Here is a 17,343-nt window from a genome sequence, read left to right as displayed (position 1 = left end):
CACCAAATGGAACTTCAAACCCTGACCTACCTGGTGGTGGGCTTCACCTTCGCGATCTACATCGGCATCGCCGTGTGGGCCCGCGCAGGCTCCACCTCGGACTTCTACGTCGCTGGCAGTGGCGTGCACCCCGTCACCAACGGCATGGCCACGGCCGCCGACTGGATGTCGGCTGCCTCCTTCATCTCGATGGCCGGCCTGATCTCCAACATGGGCTACGGTGGCGCCGTGTTCCTGATGGGCTGGACCGGCGGCTACGTGCTGCTGGCCTGCCTGCTGGCGCCGTACCTGCGCAAGTTCGGCAAGTTCACCGTGCCCGAGTTCATCGGTGACCGCTACTACTCCCAGTTCGCCCGCAACGTCGCCGTGATCTGCCTGCTGGTGGCATCCATCGTGTACATCATCGGCCAGATGACCGGCGTGGGCGTGACCTTCGCCCGCTTCCTGGGCGTCTCCAGCGACACCGGTATTTACCTCGGCATGGCCATTGTGTTCGCCTACGCCGTGTTCGGTGGCATGAAGGGCATCACCTACACCCAGGTGGCCCAGTACATCGTGCTGATCCTGGCGTATCTGGTGCCGGCCTTCTTCATCTCGCTGAACCTGACCGGCAATTTCCTGCCGCAGCTGGGCCTGGGCTCCAACCTCGCCGGCACGGACGTGGCGCTGCTGGCCAAGCTCGACCAGGTGGTGACCGACCTCGGTTTCAGCCAGTACACCACGACGGCCGCCGGTTCGACCATCAACATGCTGTTCTTCACGATCTCCCTGATGATCGGTACCGCCGGTTTGCCTCATGTGATCGTGCGCTTCTTCACCGTGCCCAAGGTGGCCGACGCCCGTTCTTCCGCTGGCTGGGCCCTGGTGTTCATCGCCCTGCTGTACACGACCGCTCCGGCCGTCGGCGCCATGGCTCGCCTGAACCTGATCGGTACCACCAACACCGCTGTGGGCATCACCCAGGACGCATCCGGGCAATTGATCATCAATGCCGACGTGGCCAAGCAGCGCGGTGACCTGTTCGCCCCCGAAGCCAGCCTGTTGTACGAAGATCGCCCCGAATGGATGAAGCGCTGGGAGCGCACCGGTCTCCTCAAGTGGGAAGACAAGAACGGCGACGGCCGCATCCAGTTCTACAACAGCGCCACCAACAACCCCGAGATCCTGGCCAAGGCCGAAGCCGCCGGCTGGAAAGGCAACGAGCTGACCGTGAACGCCGACATCATCGTGCTGGCGAACCCGGAAATCGCGCAATTGCCGAACTGGGTGATTGCCCTGGTCGCTGCCGGTGGTCTGGCTGCCGCGCTCTCCACTGCCGCCGGTCTGCTGCTGGCCATCTCCTCCGCCATCTCCCATGACCTGATCAAAGGCGCCATCAAACCGGACATCAGCGAAAAAGGCGAACTGCTGGCTGGCAAGATCTCCATGGCCGCAGCGATCTTCGTGGCAGGCTACCTGGGCCTGAATCCGCCGGGCTTCGCGGCCGGTACCGTGGCCCTGGCCTTCGGTATCGCGGCGTCCACGATCTTCCCGGCACTGATGATGGGTATCTTCAGCAAGACCATCACCGACAAAGGTGCCTCTGCTGGCATGATCGCTGGCCTGGCGGTCACGCTGTTCTATGTGTTTGCCCATAAAGGCATCTTCTTCATCAAGGGAACCGAATACCTGGATCTGATCGGTGGGGCCAACAGCTTCTTCACCATCAGTCCCGAGGGCTTCGGCACCGTGGGTGCGATCGTGAACTTCGTGGTCGCCTTCCTGGTCAGCAAGATGGGCGCCCCCGTGCCGTCGCACATCGCTGCCATGGTCGACTCCGTCCGTACCCCCAAGGGTGCCGGTGCTGCCGTCGGTCACTGATGGTGGTGTCCAGTCCGCACGGTAAACCCGTGTGGACCCTGGCCTGGCCCCGTCGGCCCCCGCGGCCGATGGGGCTTTTTCATGGCGATTCCGGATGACCCTGAGCCCAGCACCCTTGGCCGCTCAAGCGCTTTGGGGGAGAATCCATCGCGAGACCTTTGCAACGAAAGACGAACGACATGAACTGGGGCGTGAGCATTCCCATCCTGGACTGGCTGTTTCTGCTGGTCCTCTTTCCCGTGGCCTTTTTCTGGTTGCGCCGGACGTGGCGTATCCTGGTCCAACGTGATTTTTCCGAGGTGGCGCTCAAGAAAGGCATGCCCCCTCCCGATGCGGCGCGCTATGCGCCCTACGAGATGGCGATCAACTTGGTGGGTGGCATTGTGCTGGTCGGGGTGTTGGTGGCCGTGCTCGGCTTCCAGGCTTTGGCCCGTGAGGACTGGATGGCGGTGGCCGGCGTGACGCTCTGGATGAAGATCTTCGCGTCCTTTGCGCTCAGCCGCCATGCCCACGGCATCGACCTCAAAAAGAAGGGGCGCGAGAAAAAGGCATGAACCAGTGGCGGTCATGGTGGGGGCTTGCAGGCGGCTTCGGGCTGTCGTGCATGGCCTTGGCCATGACACTGCCCACAGACGGCCCGCCTGAATGGACGGATGAGCCGCCCCGACTGTCACGCTGGATCGAGGAGGGCTACGAGGCCCAACTGCGCAACGAACCGTTGTTCGCTGCCGACCGCTACTGTGCGGCTGCACGCTTTGGCAGCGTCGAGGCTCAGTACCGACTGGGCCGCTTGTATCTGGATCGGGTCGATGCCCAGGGACACCTGGAAGCGCGCGCTTTGCTGGCGCTGGCGGCGCAGCGTGGCCACGAGCGGGCGGCAGCGGTGGTGGCTCAGACCGGCTTTGCCGATGCGCTGCCCGACTGCCTGCTCACCGGGCGCGCACCGGTGTTCGATGTGTCCCGCCCCTTGGAGCCGCCGGTTGAGCCGGCCGTGCCCGAGGAGGTGGTGGAGCGCTACATCCTGGCGTTGCCGCTACACAAGCAGCGCCATGCTCGGCTGATACGCCATCTCGCTCCCCGTTTCGAGGTCGACTACCGTCTCGCGCTGGCCATCGCCCGCGCCGAGTCGAACTTCGACCCCCATGCCGTCTCGCCCCAAAACGCCCAGGGCCTGATGCAGCTCATTCCTGATACGGCGGCACGGTTTGGCGTGCGCAATGCGTTCGATCCCGAGCAGAATGTGCGTGGCGGCCTGGCCTATCTGCGCTGGTTGCTGGAGCGCTTCCATGGGGACGTGGCGCTGGCTTCTGCCGCCTACAACGCCGGGGAGGGGGCGGTGGATCGCCACGGAGGGGTGCCCCCTTACCAGGAAACCCGGCAATATGTGCAGCGCATCCTGCACTTCTACCGTTCACCGGTACATGCGCGGCCCCGCCCGATGTGATGGTTGGATGCCGCCGCTTCACTCCAGATGCAGGTCCTGGCGGATGATGGTGGCGATTTCCTCGATCGATTTGGTGGTCGTCGACAGCGTGCGGATGCCCGCGCGCCGCATCATGGCTTCGGCTTCTGCTACCTCGTAGCGGCAGTTCTGCAGGCTCGCATAGCGTGAATTGGGACGCCGCTCGTTGCGGATTTCGCTCAGGCGTACCGGGTCGATGGTCAGCCCAAACAGCTTCTTCTTGAACGGCACCAGTGCCGGAGGCAGGGCGCGGCGCTCGAAATCTTCCGGGATCAGCGGGTAGTTCGATGCCTTCAGGCCGAACTGCATCGCCAGGTAGAGCGAGGTCGGCGTCTTGCCGCTGCGGCTCACTCCCACCAGAATCACGTCCGACTTTTCCAGATCTTCGTTCGTCTGGCCGTCATCGTGGTCGAGCGTGAAGTTGATGGCCTCGATCCGGTCGTGGTACTCCTGACTTTTGGACACGTCGGAAAACCGGCCCACCCGGTGGTTCGACTTCATGCCCAACTCCTGTTCGAGCGGGGAGATGAAGGTGCCGAACATGTCGATCAGCATGCCCTTGCATTCGGCCCGCAGCACGGCCAGCACGTCCATGTTCACCACGGTGGTGAACACCAGCGGGCGCCGCCCGTCCACTTCGGCCGCATGGTTGATCTGGCGCACGGCCTGCCAGGCTTTGTCCGGGTCGTCGATGAAGGGCAGCCGCACGCGCTTGGGGTCGATCTCGAATTGCGCCAAGATGGCCTTGGCAAAGGTTTCGGCCGTGATGCCGGTGCCGTCAGAGATGAAGAAAGCGGTGCGATGGGGCATGGTGGAAGCTGCCGGGGGCGGGGTTGAGGAGGCCAGGACCTACAATCACGCCCATTATCCAGATTTGTCGCCTGGCTTCCGGCACCTCCCACAACAGAACAACGATCGGGGTGACGGCGCGGGGTGGCTTGCAGGTTTTTCAACTTTGGAGTCCAACCATGTCTCAACGCTTCAGCCCGACCGCGCTGGTCGTGCCCTTCGAGCAACTTCGCATGAGCGATGTCGAAGCCGTCGGCGGCAAAAATGCCAGCCTGGGCGAGATGATCTCTCAACTGCCCCAGGGGGTGCGCGTGCCCACAGGGTTTGCCACCACGGCGTATGCGTTTCGCCAGTTCCTCAAAGCCGGCGGGCTGGATGAGCGCATCCACGCCAAGCTCGCAGCGCTGGATACCGAGGACGTGCGCGCCTTGGCGGAATGCGGCGCCGAAATCCGTGCCATGGTGCAGGCGCAGCCCTTTCCGCCCGAGCTGGAGCAGGCCATCCGCGAAGCCTATGAGCGGCTCAACGCCGGCAGCACCACCGCCACTTACGCGGTGCGTTCCTCCGCCACGGCCGAAGATTTGCCCGACGCTTCCTTCGCCGGGCAGCAGGAAACTTTCCTGAACGTGCACGGCATCGACGAGGTGCTGCACAAAATCAAGGAGGTGTTTGCCAGCCTCTACAACGACCGCGCCATCAGCTACCGCGTGCACAAGGGCTTCACCCACGCCGAGGTGGCCTTGGCGGCGGGGGTGCAGCGCATGGTGCGCTCTGACCTGGGCGCCGCCGGCGTCATGTTCACCATCGACACCGAAAGCGGCTTCGAGGACGTGGTCTTCATCACCTCCAGCTATGGCCTGGGCGAAACCGTGGTGCAGGGCGCCGTCAACCCAGACGAGTTTTACGTCCACAAGCCCATGCTCAGGGCCGGCAAGCAAGCCGTCATCCGGCGCAATCTGGGCAGCAAGCTCATCCAGATGGTGTTTGCCTCCCCCGAAGAAAAAGCCGCCACCGGCAAGCTCGTCAAGACGGTGGATGTGCCGGTGGAGCAGCGCAACCGCTACAGCCTGACCGACGCCGAAGTGTTGCAGCTGGCGCATTACGCCCTCGTCATCGAGCAGCACTACGGCCGCCCGATGGACATCGAGTGGGGCAAGGACGGCAACGACGGTCAGCTCTACATCCTGCAGGCCCGCCCCGAGACGGTCAAAAGCCAGGCTGCCGGCCAGGTGGAGATGCGCTACAAGCTCAAGGGCAAAGGCGCGGTGCTGGCCTCGGGCCGCGCCATCGGCCAGAAAATCGGCACGGGCCCGGTGCGGCTGGTCCACAACATTTCCGAGATGGACAAGGTCCAGCCCGGCGATGTGCTTGTCACCGACATGACCGACCCCAACTGGGAACCCGTGATGAAGCGTGCCAGCGCCATCGTCACCAACCGCGGTGGCCGCACCTGCCACGCCGCCATCATCGCGCGTGAGCTGGGCATCCCTGCCGTGGTGGGGTGTGGCAACGCCACCGACACGCTCAAAGACGGCACGCTGGTGACCGTGAGCTGCGCCGAGGGCGATACCGGCCACATCTACGACGGCCTGCTGGAAACCGAAGTGACCGAAGTCAAGCGCGGCGAGATGCCGCCGCTGGACGTCAAGATCATGATGAACGTCGGCAACCCGCAGCTGGCCTTCGACTTCGCCCAAATTCCCAACGGCGGCGTCGGCCTGGCGCGGCTGGAGTTCATCATCAACAACAACATCGGCGTCCACCCCAAGGCCATTCTGGACTATCCCCAGGTCGATGCCGACCTGAAGAAGGCCGTGGAATCCGTGGCCCGTGGCCACGCCAGCCCGCGCGCCTTCTATGTGGACAAGGTGGCCGAGGGCGTGGCCACCATCGCGGCGGCCTTCTGGCCCAAGCCGGTCATCGTGCGCCTCTCGGACTTCAAGAGCAACGAATACCGCAAGCTGGTCGGCGGCAGCCGCTACGAGCCGGACGAGGAAAACCCCATGCTCGGCTTCCGTGGCGCGGCGCGCTATATCAGCGACGAGTTCGGCGAAGCCTTTGCCATGGAGTGCGAGGCCTTGAAGCGCGTGCGCGAGGACATGGGCCTGACCAACGTGCAGGTGATGGTGCCCTTCGTGCGCACGCTCAAGCAGGCCGAGCGCGTGGTGGACCTGCTGGCCAAGTTTGGTCTGAAGCGTGGCGAAAACGATCTCAAGCTCATCATGATGTGCGAGATCCCCAGCAACGCCATTCTGGCCGAGCAGTACCTGCAGTATTTCGACGGCTTCTCCATCGGCTCCAACGACCTGACCCAGCTCACCCTGGGCCTGGACCGCGACTCCGGCCTGGAACTGCTGGCCCACGACTTCGACGAGCGCGACCCTGCCGTCACGGCGCTCATCAGCCAAGCCATCAAGGCCTGCCGGGCGCAGGGCAAGTACATCGGCATTTGCGGCCAGGGCCCCAGCGACCACCCCGACTTCGCCCAGTGGCTCAAGAACGAGGGCATCAGCTCCATCTCTTTGAACCCGGACAGCGTGGTGGACACCTGGCAGAAGTTGGCGGGTGCCTGAGGCGGCGCGTCTGAGATGCCTGTCCAGGGGCCCTCGTGGCCCCTTTTTTGCCTGCGCACGTCGCCGCCCCCGCAGGGGCGCGGTAAGTGGAGGGTAAGCCCGTTCGGTGCACAATAGCTGCAGACGTGGCGTGGAGCCGACCGGCTCGCTTCGTGATCGAGGAGACAACCATGCACGAAACCCTGGTGTCCCAGCGCCTGGTGGCCCTGTTCTTTGCGGCGGGCGTGGTGTTCAACTTTCCATTGATCGCCCTGTGGGATCAGGAGGTGACCTGGCAGGGCATTGCGCTGTTTCCTCTGGCCCTGTTCGTGCTCTGGGCAGCCCTGATCGGCGCCTTGGCCTGGATCATGGAACGGGCCCCCGACTGACTGGGCGCAGGGAACGGAGCCTGTATGTCGCCCCTGCTCGTCGTCGCGGCTTCCTTTGCTTACCTGCTGCTGCTGTTTGCCATCGCGTACTACGGTGACTGGCGGGCCGCCCAGGGCCGATCCATCATCGGCAGCCCCTGGGTCTATGCCTTGTCCATGGCGGTGTATTGCACGGCCTGGACCTATTTCGGCAGTGTGGGGCGGGCGGCCAGCTCCGGGGTCTGGTTCCTGCCGATCTACCTGGGGCCGATGCTGGCCATGATTCTGGCATGGCTGGTGCTGCGCAAGATGATCCGCATCGCCAAAACGTACCGCATCACCTCCATTGCCGACTTCATCTCCAGCCGGTACGGCAAAAGCCCCCTGCTGGCCGGGCTGGTCACGCTGATCACGGTCGTCGGCATCGTGCCCTACATCGCATTGCAGCTCAAGGGCATTTCGGTGGGTTTTGCCGTGCTCACCACCCCGCTGGGCGAGCCGCTGGCTTCCGTGCGGCCGTGGTGGCAGGAGAGCACGTTCTATCTGGCCCTTGCTCTGGCGGGTTTCACCATGATTTTCGGTGCCCGTCACCTCGACAGCACCGAACGCCATGAGGGCATGGTGGCGGCGATCGCCTTCGAGTCGCTGGTCAAGCTGGTGGCCTTTCTCGCGGTGGGGCTGTTCGTGTCTTATGTGCTGTTCAACGGCGTGGGCGACATTTTCCAGCGGGCAGCACAGGTGCCGGAACTGGCCAACCTGCTCAAGCTGGGTGAGGGGCGCACTTTCGCCTACGCCCAATGGTTTACCCTGACCGTGCTGGCCATGTTCTCGGTGATTCTGCTGCCGCGCCAGTTCCAGGTGATGGTGGTGGAGAACGTGGACGAGCGCCACCTCAAGCGCGCCGCCTGGGTGTTCCCGCTCTACCTGCTGCTGATCAACCTGTTCGTGTTGCCGATCGCCCTCGGCGGCGTGCTCTATTTCGGCGACTGGCAGATGAACCCCGAAACCTTCGTGCTGTCGCTGCCCCTGGCCGAGGGCTGGTACGGACTGGCCCTGCTCGCCTTCATCGGCGGACTGTCCGCGTCCACGGGCATGGTCATCGTGGAGGCGATCGCCGTCTCGACCATGGTGTGCAACGATCTGGTCATGCCCGTGTTGCTGCGCACGCAGCGCTGGATGCATGCGCAGGGACGGGACCTGACGCGGTGGCTGCTCAACATCCGGCGTGCCGCCATCGTGCTGATCCTGCTGCTCGGCTATGCCTACTACCACCTGGCTGGTGAGGCCTACGCACTGGTCAGCATCGGGCTCATCAGTTTCGCGGCGGTGGCGCAGTTCGCCCCGGCGCTGTTTGGCGGCATGTACTGGAAAGGTGGTACCCGCCAAGGCGCGATGGCCGGGCTGGTGTTGGGTTTTGCCATGTGGGCCTACACCCTCATACTGCCTTCGCTGGCCAAGTCGGGATGGATGTCCGACGCCTTTCTGGTGGACGGCCTGTTCGGCAATCCCTGGCTACGGCCCGAAGCCTTTCTCGGTCTGAGCGGGCTCGACAACCTCACCCACTCGCTGTTCTGGAGCATGCTGTTGAACGTCGGGGCCTATGTGGCGGTGTCGTTGTGGCGCACCCCATCGGCGCGTGAAACCAGTCAGGCGCTGCTGTTCGTGGATGTCTTTGGCCGCACCAGCACGGCGCGCCCGGTGTTCTGGCGTGGTCAGGCGCACCTGACCGATCTGCTGCCTCTGGCCGAGCGTTTTCTCGGCCCCGAGAGGGCGCGTTCCGAACTCGAAGCCTATGCCCGACGGCAAGGTCTGGAGCGTGTGGAGCAGTTGCAGGCCGATGCCCAACTGGTGCAGTTCATCGAGACGCAATTGGCCGGTGCCATCGGCAGCGCGTCGGCGCGTGTCATGGTGGCTTCGGTGGTGAAGGAGGAGTCCCTCGGCATCGATGACGTGATGGGCATTCTGGAAGAGGCCACCCGGTTGCGCATCCATTCCCAGGAGTTGGAGGAGAAGTCGCGTTCGCTCGAACTGGCCACGGCTGAGCTGCGTGCCGCCAACGAGCAGCTCAAGAGTCTGGACAAGCTGAAGGACGATTTCATGTCCTCCGTGACACACGAATTGCGAACACCATTGACGGCGATTCGCGCCCTGTCGGAAATGATGCTCGAAGACCCGAAGATTCGGCTGGAGGATCGCAAACACTTCCTGGGCATCATCGTGTCGGAATCGGAGCGGCTCAGCCGGTTGGTCAATCAGGTGCTCGACATGGCCAAGATCGAGTCTGGTCATGCGGAGTGGCACAACGCCGAATTCGACCTCGTGGCGCTGGTGCGCCAATCGGCGCAGACGGCGGCGGAACTGTTGCGTGAGAAGGAGGCCACACTGCAACTGGACCTGCCTGCAGACCCGGTGCCCATCCTGGCCGATGCCGACCGTCTGACCCAGGTGATGCTGAACCTGATCTCCAATGCCGCCAAGTTCGTGCCCCGGCAGACCGGGCAGGTGCAGGTTCGAATCTACGTGCAGGCGGGCCGGGCGGTGGTGGAAGTGCGGGACAATGGTCCCGGGGTGCCCAAGGAAGAACAGGGCTTGGTGTTCGAGAAGTTCCGCCAGGGGGGCGACGGCCTGAGCCGCCCGCAGGGGACGGGCCTGGGCCTGCCCATCAGCCGCCAGATCGTCGAGCATTTCGGCGGTCGCATGTGGCTGCGCAGCACCGATGGAGAAGGAGCCTGTTTTGGCTTTGATCTGCCTTTGCATCATGAGCCGGCCGACGGGCCGGTCGAACACGACATGGGAGACCGCGCATGAGCGCCACGATACTGATTGCCGACGATGAGCCCAACATCCTCATTTCGCTTGAATTCCTCATGAAGCGCGAAGGCTATGAGGTGAAGCTGGCCCGGGATGGCCAGGAGGCCGTCGAGGCCATTCTGACCCATCGCCCCGATCTGGTGCTGCTCGACGTGATGATGCCGCGCAAGACCGGCTTCGATGTGTGCCAGGAAATCCGTGCCCACGAGCAGGTGAAGGACACCCGCATCCTCATGCTCACCGCCAAAGGCCGGGATACCGACGTGGCCAAGGGGCTGGCCCTGGGTGCCAATGCTTACATGACCAAGCCCTTTTCCACCCGTGAGCTGGTGGAAAAAGTGCGCGAGATGCTGGGAAGCTGAGATGGCAGGCCCCCGTCGCACAGACCGGCGCCTGTGGTGGCTGCTCGGGGTGGCGGCCGCCGTCTCGGTGGTCTGGTTGTTGCTGACCTTTTGGCTGATCGGCTCGACCCTCGATCCGCAGGCCCGCGAGGTCGCCTGGAGCCTGCTCGGGGATCGCCTGGTGCTGGTGTCCCTGACCTGGGGCATGGGCATGGGCGCGATCGCCTGGGGGCTGAAGCGCTGGTTCGACCACTGGGTCACGCCCTCGGTCCAGTTGGCCGAGGAGGCGCGCGTCTTGTTGCGGACCGATGTGGTGCGGGAGCTGCGGCCCAAGGGCAACGTCGAGACCCGTGAACTCGCCAAGCTGTTCAACCAGCTCGTGGGTCAGCGCGAGGAGTTGCGTCGGCAGATGGATGCCAAGGTCCGTGAGGCGGCCCAGAGCATCGAGCAGGAAAAATCGCGTCTCGCGGCGCTGATGTCGGAGCTGACGCAAAGCGTGGTGGTTTGCAACCTCGACGGGCGGATTCTCCTGTACAACAACCGCGCCCGCATGCAGTTTCGCGCCATGTCCCAGGCCCCGCGGCTGGCCGATGGCGCCGAACTGATCGGCTTGGGTCGATCCATCTACACCGTGTTCGAACGCCGGCTCGTGGCCCATGCGCTGGAAAGCGTGCAGCAGCGCCTGCAGCGGGGCGCCGCTCACCCCACGGCGCAGTTCGTCACCACCACACGGTCCGGACAGCTGCTGCGGGTGCAAATGGCGCCCGTGCGAGCGGTCGCAGGCGCCGAGGAGGGCGACGCCGCCACCCGTCTCGCCGGTTTCGTGTTGATGCTGGAGAACATCACTCGGGAGTTCGAGGACGAATCCGCCCGGGAACGGCTGCTGCTCGGGTTGACGGAAGGCAGCCGCTCCGCGCTGGCCAACATCAAGGCCGCGCTGGAAATGCTCGACTATCCCGATCTGGACCCCAGCATGCGCGAGCGTTTCCTGGCCGTGGTGCGGGAAGAGGTGGATGGCATGTCGGAGCGCATGCAACGGCTGCTGCGCGAGTCGGCCGACGCGCTCAAGACGCGCTGGCCCATGGAGGATATGCTCGGCGCCGACCTGATCGCGGCGGCGAGCCGGCGCATCGAGGAAGCCCTGGGCATTCCCGTCTCCGAGATGGGCGTGGATGGCCATTTGTGGTTGCGCATCGAGAGCTTTTCCATCCTGCAGGTGCTGGTCTATCTCAGTGCCCGCCTGCGTGAGGCGTTCGACATCCGTTTCGTGGGGTTGCGCCTGCATGCGTCGTCACAGGGGCGGCAGAAGGTCGAACTCGACCTGCTCTGGAGCGGCCCGGCCGTCAGCACGGAAACCGTCATGGGTTGGGAGATCGACCCGATGCGGATGGGGCAGGAGGCATCGGCGCTGTCGGTGCGTGACGTGGTGGAGCGGCACGGCGGTGCCTTTTGGTTCGAACGTGACCGGGCCAGCCACCAGGCCTTCTTCCGTTTCCTGCTGCCCTCGGCGACACCACAGGATCAGCTCGACAGCGCCGCCTTCGTGCGCAGCGAAAGCCGCCCCGAGTATTACGATTTCGACCTGTTCCGCACCACGGCCCGCAGCCGAGCCCTGGAAGACATGCCGCTGACCGAGCTGTCGTACACCGTGTTCGACACCGAGACCACCGGGTTGAACCCCGCCCAAGGCGATGAGATCATCCAGATCGGGGCCACCCGCATCGTCAACGGCAAGTTGTTGCGACAAGAGTGCTTCGAGCAATTGGTCGATCCGCAGCGCCCGATTCCGCCCGCGTCCATTCCCATCCACGGCATCACCCCCGAAATGGTCGCGGGTCAGCCCCGCATCACCGAGGTGCTGCAGGCATTTCACGCCTTTGCGCAAGACACCGTGCTGGTGGCCCACAACGCCGCGTTCGACATGCGCTTTTTGCAACTCAAGGAAAAGCGCTCCGGTGTCGTTTTCGACCAGCCCGTGCTCGATACGCTCCTGCTGTCCGCCTTGGTCCATCCGAACCAGGACTCGCACCGCCTCGAAGCGATCGCCGAACGCTTCAACGTCGCGGTCATCGGGCGCCACACGGCCATGGGGGACGCCATGGTCACCGCCGAGGTGTTTCTGAAGCTGATCCCTCTGCTGGCGGAAAAAGGCATCCACACCCTGGGCCAAGCCCTGCACGCCGCCCAGCAGACCTATTACGCCCGCATCAAGTACTGATGGCCGTGTCTGCCGATTCAGCGACTCATGGGGTAACGGTGGGCCAGAACCCCTTGCAGGCTCTTGACCACCGCGAATGCCTCCTTGAGGTGCCCGCGCTCGAAATTCGACAGCTCGCTGGGCCGCAGGTAATTGTCGGCGGCGTGCCCGTCCGACATCCGCCGCGCCTGGTGCTGGATGCGCAGCGTGCTCAGGTATTCCAGCGCGTCGAGCAGGTCGCGCACGCGCTGCTCGGTGATTTCCCCGCTGGCGGCGGCGTTTTCCAGTCGTTCCCGCGTGTTGACCGCCGCACAGCCCCCGGCCAGTGCGTACACCCTGGCCAGATCGATGATGGGCACGATCCCGGTGTGTTTCAGGTCGATCGTGCCGGCGTGCTCACCGTCGCGGATCAGCGAGAGGTTGCCCCACCAGTTCAGTGGCGGCTGATGGGTCAGGGCATTGCCCACCATGAAGGCGAGGAACAGCCGCTGCGTGCGGGTGCGCTGCAGCACCTCGGCGCGCAGGCTGTCGAGCAGATCCTGTTTGCCGTACACGAAGCGCTGATCGAAAAACACGCAGGTCAGCATCAGCGACTTGGGCTCCGGCTGATCGATCCAGTGGTGAAAGTACTGGCGCCATTTGCGCAGCGGCTGGCGCCACGCGTCGGTCATGGCCATCATCTCGCCGGGGCAGTACACATAGCCGCATTCGTTGAGTCCGTCGCAAACGAAGCGCGAGAGCTGCCGGAAGTATTCGCCATGGGCCCGCTCGTCGTAAGCGTCGTCGAGGATCATGCAGTTGTCCTGGTCGGACTTCGCGGTCTGCTCATTGCGCCCTTGCGAGCCGGCAGCCACCCAGGCGTAGTCCACCGGCGGCGGGCCGAATGCCAGCTCCCCGAGCTGCAGCAGCCTCGAGGTCAGGGCGTCGGTGATCGCCGATACGATATGCCCCGTGCTGTAGGCGCTGGCCTCGGCCGCGGCGAGGTTTTGCTGCAATCGCTTGATGCGGGAGCTGACCTCGACCAGCCCGGCCACCGACGTCTGCTTGTAGATCGCACCGGCCAGGTACACCGCCGAGTTGCTTTGCTGCTCGGTCAGATCGGTGCTGGTGATCATCCCGACCACATGGGTGCCCTCCATCACGGGCACATGGTGGATGTTGTGCCGGGCCATCATCAGCAAGGCATCGAAGGCGTGGCGGTGGATGTCGATGGTCATCGGCGCGAGCGTGGCGATTTCCATGATTGGGCGCTGCGTATCCATGCCTGCGGCCACCACCCGGTTGCGCAGGTCGCGGTCGGTGATGAGCCCGAACAGCACCCCATCTTGCACGATGAGCACCGAGGAGACGCGCTGGTCTCGCATGGTCTGTGCCGCTTCGATGATCGGTGTGTTGGGGGGCAGAGACACCACCGGTCGCTTGAGCAAGGCCTTCACGGGGGTCGTGATCAGGTTGACGTAGTTGTCGGTGCTGCGGGGTTGCGGCTGTTCGGGCATGGTCGTGGTGGGGGCCTCGGATGCGGACATGGTACACCCACGCGGCGCCGTTTCCGGGCTTGGTAAGCTACGGGTACACATCCCACCATGCTGTTGTTCGTCACCGCCACCAAACTGATCGCCGAAATCGCACTGCTCGCCCTGCTGGGCCGCTGGGTGCTGTCCGTCTGGTTGCGGCGCGTCGCACCGAATGCCGGGCAGGGCAATCCCTTTGGGTGGCTGCTGGATACGTTGGCGCGCCCGTTCATCGTGATGGCTTCATGGATCACGCCGCGCTGGGTGCCTCGCGAGCACTGGCCAGTGGTTGCGTTCTGCCTGTTGCTGCTGGTGTGGCTGGTCGCCCTGTTCGGCAAGATCGGTCTGTGCCTCGAGGCCGGCATGGAGCTGTGCCGATGACGGCTTGGCCGTTGAACGCCAAGCGCTTGGGCTGGCTCCTGCTGGCCCAGGCGTCCATGTTGTTGGGCATGACCGCGTCCAGTGTGGGGTGCTGGTGGCGATTGGTGCGTCTGTCCTCCCACGATGTCCGTGCCCTGGGTGCCTTGGCGTTTCTGCGCGCCCAGGCGGGCCGGCAACGCGCCGCGCTGGCCTGGCAGCGCCGGCTCGTCGCCCTGACGCCGCAGCGGGCCGACGCGCTCTACAACCTCGGTTTTTTGCTGGAATCTTCACAGCGTCACGAAGAAGCCTTGCGGGCGTTCCAGGCCGCCGTGGCCAGATCGCCGGGTTTAGACCTGGCTTGGTATGGCATGGGGCGCTGCCTGTGGCGGCTGGGTCGCCCCGATGAGGCCCTGGAGGCCCTGAAGCGCAACGCCGAACTCCAACCCTGGAGCCCCGCGGCCTACGAGGACATGGCGCACATCCATGCCGCCCTCGGCCAAACGGACCGGCTGCATGAACTGGTGCGGCATCTGCAGGGGTTCGAACCCCGCGTGGCAGCCCGGCTGGCCGCCGCCTACCTGGGCACCCACGCCCCAGAGGAGCGCGCATGAAGGGCGACCCACGCCGGTACTGGCGCCGGGTCCAGGCGATCACGGCGGCTTTGCTGCTGGTCTGGTTCGTCGTGTCCTTCGTGGTCAGCTATTTCGCCCGCGACCTCGATTTCGTGTTCTTCGGCTGGCCCTTCAGCTACTGGATGGCGGCACAGGGCGGCCTGATCGTGTATGGGCTCATCATCGCGCTCTATGCCTGGTACATGAACCGGCTGGACAGGCGTTACGGCGTGGTCGATCCCCCGAACACCGAGGAGCCCCATGGCTCATGACATGACGCCGCAAGCCCAACAGGTCTTCCGGCGCCAGCTGGACCGGGTGTATTTGTGGTTCACCGGTGCTTTTTTTCTGTTCGTTGGTGTCTTGGCCGTGCTGGAACAGCTTGGCCTGCCCCGCGAGTGGATCGGGATGATCTTCCTGCTCGCCACCATCGGGGTCTATGCCGCCATCGGCATCATGAGCCGCACCATCGACCCGGTCGAGTACTACGTGGCGGGGCGGCGGGTGCCCGCGGTCTACAACGGCATGGCCACCGGGGCCGACTGGATGTCGGCCGCCTCATTCATCGGCTTGGCGGGCACGCTCTATGTGCACGGTTACAGCGGGCTGGCTTATGTGCTGGGCTGGACGGGGGGGTACTGCCTGGTAGCGCTGCTGCTCGCGCCGTACCTCCGGCGTTTCGGCCAGTTCACCATCCCTGACTTTCTGGGGGAACGCTACGGTGGGCACTGGCCACGGCTGCTGGGCATAGGCGCGGCCATCCTGTGCTCGTTCATCTACGTGGTTGCCCAGATCTACGGGGTGGGGCTGATCACCTCCCGTCTCACGGGCGTGGCGTTCGAAGTCGGCGTGTTCCTGGGCTTGGGCGGTATTCTGGTGTGCTCCTTCCTCGGAGGCATGCGCGCCGTGACGTGGACCCAGGTGGCGCAGTACATCGTCCTCATCATCGCCTACATGCTGCCGGTGGTGTGGTTGTCGATCAAGCAGACCGGCTTTCCCATTCCGCAACTGATCTACGGCCAGCAGCTCCAGAAAATCACCGAGCGCGAGCGTGAACTGACCGAGGACGAGGCCGAAATCCAGGTGCGCATGATCTACCAACACCAAGCGGGCATTCTGGAGGACAAGTTGCAGGACCCCGGCGCTGCGTTGCTGCACGATCGTCAAATGGCCGAGCGGCATTTGGATGCCTTGCGCGACTTCAACGGCATGGCCTCCGAGATCGCCGAAGCCGAAAAGGCGCTCTCGCGCATGCCCCGCGACGAAGCCAGTGCGCGCGAACTGTGGACGCGTCAGCTGGCGGAGGCACAGGCGAAATCGAAGCCGCTCAACGGGATGCAGCCGCACGCCCAGCCCTTCGCGGGAGATCCCCATGGCAGTCCGGAGGAGCGCCAAATCTTCACCGAATCGCGGCGCAACTTCCTGGCACTGGTGTTCTGCCTCATGCTGGGCACGGCGGCACTGCCCCACATCCTGATGCGGTACTACACCGTGCCCGATGTGCGTCAGGCGAGGCAGTCCGTCACCTGGTCGCTCTTGTTCATCGGCCTGCTCTACTTCACTGCGCCGGCTCTGGCGGTGCTGGTCAAGTTCGAGGTGTTCAACGTGCTCGTCGGCACCCCCTTCGACCAGTTGCCGGCCTGGGTGGCCGCCTGGAGCCGTGTCGATGCCGACCTGTTGCGCGTGCAGGATGTCAATCTGGACGGCATCTTGCAGCTCAACGAAATCTCCATCGGCGCGGACATCATCGTCTTGGCCACCGCCGAGATCGCCGGGCTGCCTTACGTGATCGCCGGGCTGGTCGCGGCAGGCGGGCTGGCGGCAGCCTTGTCCACGGCTGACGGGCTGCTGTTGACGATCGCCAACGCGCTCAGCCATGACCTCTACTACAAAATGATCGACCCGAACGCTGCCACCGCGCGACGGGTCACGATCTCCAAGGTGCTGTTGCTGATGGTGGCGCTGGCCGCCGCCTACGTGGCCGCGCAGAAGCCTGCGGATATCCTGTTCCTGGTGTCATCGGCATTTTCCATTGCGGCGGCTGCATTCTTCCCGGCTCTGGTCTTGGGCATTTTCTGGAAACGCACCACCGCCGTGGCGGCCGTCGCCGGCATGATCAGTGGCCTCGGCGTCACGTTCTACTACATGGTGCTCAACCAGCCCTGGTTGCGTTCGGCCTTCGGGGTCACGGCTCCAATCGATCTGTGGTGGGGCATACAGCCGGTTTCGGCCGGCGTGTTCGGCGTGCCCGTGGGGTTTGCCGTCATGGTGCTGGTCAGTTTGCTCACGCCCCGTCCACCTGCCCACGTGCAAGCGCTGGTCGAATACGTTCGGGGTGGCAGCCGGCTCCCGCCCCGCTGGGAGGAGCCGTCCAGCGGGGGAGAGCGGCATCGATCTTGACCGGCAATTCAATGCAGGCTTATAATGTTTGGCTAACCTTGCTGCACCCCTGTTGACGCCGGGGGCGGCTTTCATCCACAA

General features: G+C 64.5%; 14 protein-coding genes. 12 read left to right on the top strand and 2 right to left on the bottom strand.

The features are described 5' to 3' along the window. Positions 1-6: 6 nt before the first annotated feature. The 3 genes from HZS63_RS07495 (at position 7) to HZS63_RS07485 (ending at position 3,304) form a co-directional block, all read left to right on the top strand. The gene (locus HZS63_RS07495; protein WP_180683433.1) at positions 7-1,860 is read left to right on the top strand and encodes a sodium:solute symporter family protein; all 1,854 of its coding nucleotides are present in this window, start codon (positions 7-9) and stop codon (positions 1,858-1,860) included. Between the two features lie 179 nt (positions 1,861-2,039). Then, a complete protein-coding gene (locus tag HZS63_RS07490) occupies positions 2,040-2,414 on the top strand; it encodes a hypothetical protein (protein ID WP_180683432.1) in 375 nt (124 codons plus the stop codon). After that, complete coding sequence (locus HZS63_RS07485) at positions 2,411-3,304, top strand: lytic transglycosylase domain-containing protein (RefSeq protein WP_246316234.1); 894 nt, start codon at positions 2,411-2,413, stop codon at positions 3,302-3,304. The genes HZS63_RS07490 and HZS63_RS07485 overlap by 4 nt, the downstream gene beginning before the upstream one ends. Positions 3,305-3,322: 18 nt before the next feature. Here HZS63_RS07485 and ppsR read toward each other — a convergent pair whose 3' ends face one another. Next, positions 3,323-4,132 (bottom strand): posphoenolpyruvate synthetase regulatory kinase/phosphorylase PpsR, encoded by an 810-nt coding sequence (ppsR, locus tag HZS63_RS07480; RefSeq protein ID WP_180683431.1) that lies wholly within the window; start codon positions 4,130-4,132, stop codon positions 3,323-3,325. 158 nt (positions 4,133-4,290) lie between these two features. Here ppsR and ppsA point away from each other — a divergent pair, with 158 nt between their 5' ends. From ppsA to HZS63_RS07455, 5 genes are all read left to right on the top strand, one after another. Then, positions 4,291-6,684 carry a phosphoenolpyruvate synthase gene (gene ppsA, locus HZS63_RS07475; RefSeq protein WP_180683430.1) on the top strand — a complete coding sequence of 798 codons (2,394 nt, stop codon included), beginning with the start codon at positions 4,291-4,293 and terminating at the stop codon, positions 6,682-6,684. A gap of 170 nt (positions 6,685-6,854) precedes the next feature. Next, positions 6,855-7,052 carry a hypothetical protein gene (locus HZS63_RS07470; protein WP_180683429.1) on the top strand — a complete coding sequence of 66 codons (198 nt, stop codon included), beginning with the start codon at positions 6,855-6,857 and terminating at the stop codon, positions 7,050-7,052. A gap of 24 nt (positions 7,053-7,076) precedes the next feature. Beyond that, positions 7,077-9,839, top strand: coding sequence for a sensor histidine kinase (locus tag HZS63_RS07465; RefSeq protein ID WP_180683428.1), 2,763 nt, complete (start codon positions 7,077-7,079; stop codon positions 9,837-9,839). After that, on the top strand, positions 9,836-10,204 hold the full coding sequence (locus HZS63_RS07460; RefSeq protein WP_180683427.1) for a response regulator transcription factor: 369 nt from the start codon (positions 9,836-9,838) through the stop codon (positions 10,202-10,204). The genes HZS63_RS07465 and HZS63_RS07460 overlap by 4 nt, the downstream gene beginning before the upstream one ends. A gap of 1 nt (position 10,205) precedes the next feature. After that, positions 10,206-12,401: a 3'-5' exonuclease gene (locus HZS63_RS07455; RefSeq protein WP_180683426.1), complete on the top strand. Its 2,196-nt coding sequence runs from the start codon at positions 10,206-10,208 to the stop codon at positions 12,399-12,401. A gap of 17 nt (positions 12,402-12,418) precedes the next feature. Here HZS63_RS07455 and HZS63_RS07450 read toward each other — a convergent pair whose 3' ends face one another. Further along, on the bottom strand, positions 12,419-13,906 hold the full coding sequence (locus HZS63_RS07450) for a putative nucleotidyltransferase substrate binding domain-containing protein (protein ID WP_246316232.1): 1,488 nt from the start codon (positions 13,904-13,906) through the stop codon (positions 12,419-12,421). A 57-nt stretch (positions 13,907-13,963) separates the two neighbouring features. On the opposite strand from HZS63_RS07450, the gene HZS63_RS07445 reads away from it, so the two are divergent. From HZS63_RS07445 to HZS63_RS07430, 4 genes are read left to right on the top strand one after another with little or no spacing between them, the layout of a single operon-like run. Continuing rightward, a complete protein-coding gene (locus HZS63_RS07445) occupies positions 13,964-14,272 on the top strand; it encodes a hypothetical protein (RefSeq protein ID WP_180683424.1) in 309 nt (102 codons plus the stop codon). Next, entirely contained in the window at positions 14,269-14,862 is a 594-nt protein-coding gene (locus HZS63_RS07440) for a tetratricopeptide repeat protein (protein WP_180683423.1), read from the top strand. The genes HZS63_RS07445 and HZS63_RS07440 overlap by 4 nt, the downstream gene beginning before the upstream one ends. Beyond that, a complete protein-coding gene (locus HZS63_RS07435) occupies positions 14,859-15,134 on the top strand; it encodes a DUF4212 domain-containing protein (protein ID WP_180683422.1) in 276 nt (91 codons plus the stop codon). Before HZS63_RS07440 ends, HZS63_RS07435 begins: the two co-directional genes overlap by 4 nt. Beyond that, the gene (locus HZS63_RS07430; protein ID WP_219339126.1) at positions 15,124-17,262 is read left to right on the top strand and encodes a sodium:solute symporter family protein; all 2,139 of its coding nucleotides are present in this window, start codon (positions 15,124-15,126) and stop codon (positions 17,260-17,262) included. Before HZS63_RS07435 ends, HZS63_RS07430 begins: the two co-directional genes overlap by 11 nt. Positions 17,263-17,343: the final 81 nt, after the last annotated feature.

It is taken from the genome of Tepidicella baoligensis (assembly GCF_013432195.1).
Taxonomy (GTDB): domain Bacteria; phylum Pseudomonadota; class Gammaproteobacteria; order Burkholderiales; family Burkholderiaceae_C; genus Tepidicella; species Tepidicella baoligensis.
The sequence above is the reverse complement of the archived record's forward strand: the minus strand, read 5'-3'. Positions and strand labels throughout refer to the sequence as shown.

Coding starts and splice junctions, on each gene's coding strand:
- HZS63_RS07495 (WP_180683433.1), top strand. CDS start 7: ATGGAACTTCAAACCCTGACCTACCTGGTGGTGGGCTTCACCTTCGCG.
- HZS63_RS07490 (WP_180683432.1), top strand. CDS start 2,040: ATGAACTGGGGCGTGAGCATTCCCATCCTGGACTGGCTGTTTCTGCTG.
- HZS63_RS07485 (WP_246316234.1), top strand. CDS start 2,411: ATGAACCAGTGGCGGTCATGGTGGGGGCTTGCAGGCGGCTTCGGGCTG.
- ppsR (WP_180683431.1), bottom strand. CDS start 4,132: ATGCCCCATCGCACCGCTTTCTTCATCTCTGACGGCACCGGCATCACG.
- ppsA (WP_180683430.1), top strand. CDS start 4,291: ATGTCTCAACGCTTCAGCCCGACCGCGCTGGTCGTGCCCTTCGAGCAA.
- HZS63_RS07470 (WP_180683429.1), top strand. CDS start 6,855: ATGCACGAAACCCTGGTGTCCCAGCGCCTGGTGGCCCTGTTCTTTGCG.
- HZS63_RS07465 (WP_180683428.1), top strand. CDS start 7,077: ATGTCGCCCCTGCTCGTCGTCGCGGCTTCCTTTGCTTACCTGCTGCTG.
- HZS63_RS07460 (WP_180683427.1), top strand. CDS start 9,836: ATGAGCGCCACGATACTGATTGCCGACGATGAGCCCAACATCCTCATT.
- HZS63_RS07455 (WP_180683426.1), top strand. CDS start 10,206: ATGGCAGGCCCCCGTCGCACAGACCGGCGCCTGTGGTGGCTGCTCGGG.
- HZS63_RS07450 (WP_246316232.1), bottom strand. CDS start 13,906: ATGTCCGCATCCGAGGCCCCCACCACGACCATGCCCGAACAGCCGCAA.
- HZS63_RS07445 (WP_180683424.1), top strand. CDS start 13,964: ATGCTGTTGTTCGTCACCGCCACCAAACTGATCGCCGAAATCGCACTG.
- HZS63_RS07440 (WP_180683423.1), top strand. CDS start 14,269: ATGACGGCTTGGCCGTTGAACGCCAAGCGCTTGGGCTGGCTCCTGCTG.
- HZS63_RS07435 (WP_180683422.1), top strand. CDS start 14,859: ATGAAGGGCGACCCACGCCGGTACTGGCGCCGGGTCCAGGCGATCACG.
- HZS63_RS07430 (WP_219339126.1), top strand. CDS start 15,124: ATGGCTCATGACATGACGCCGCAAGCCCAACAGGTCTTCCGGCGCCAG.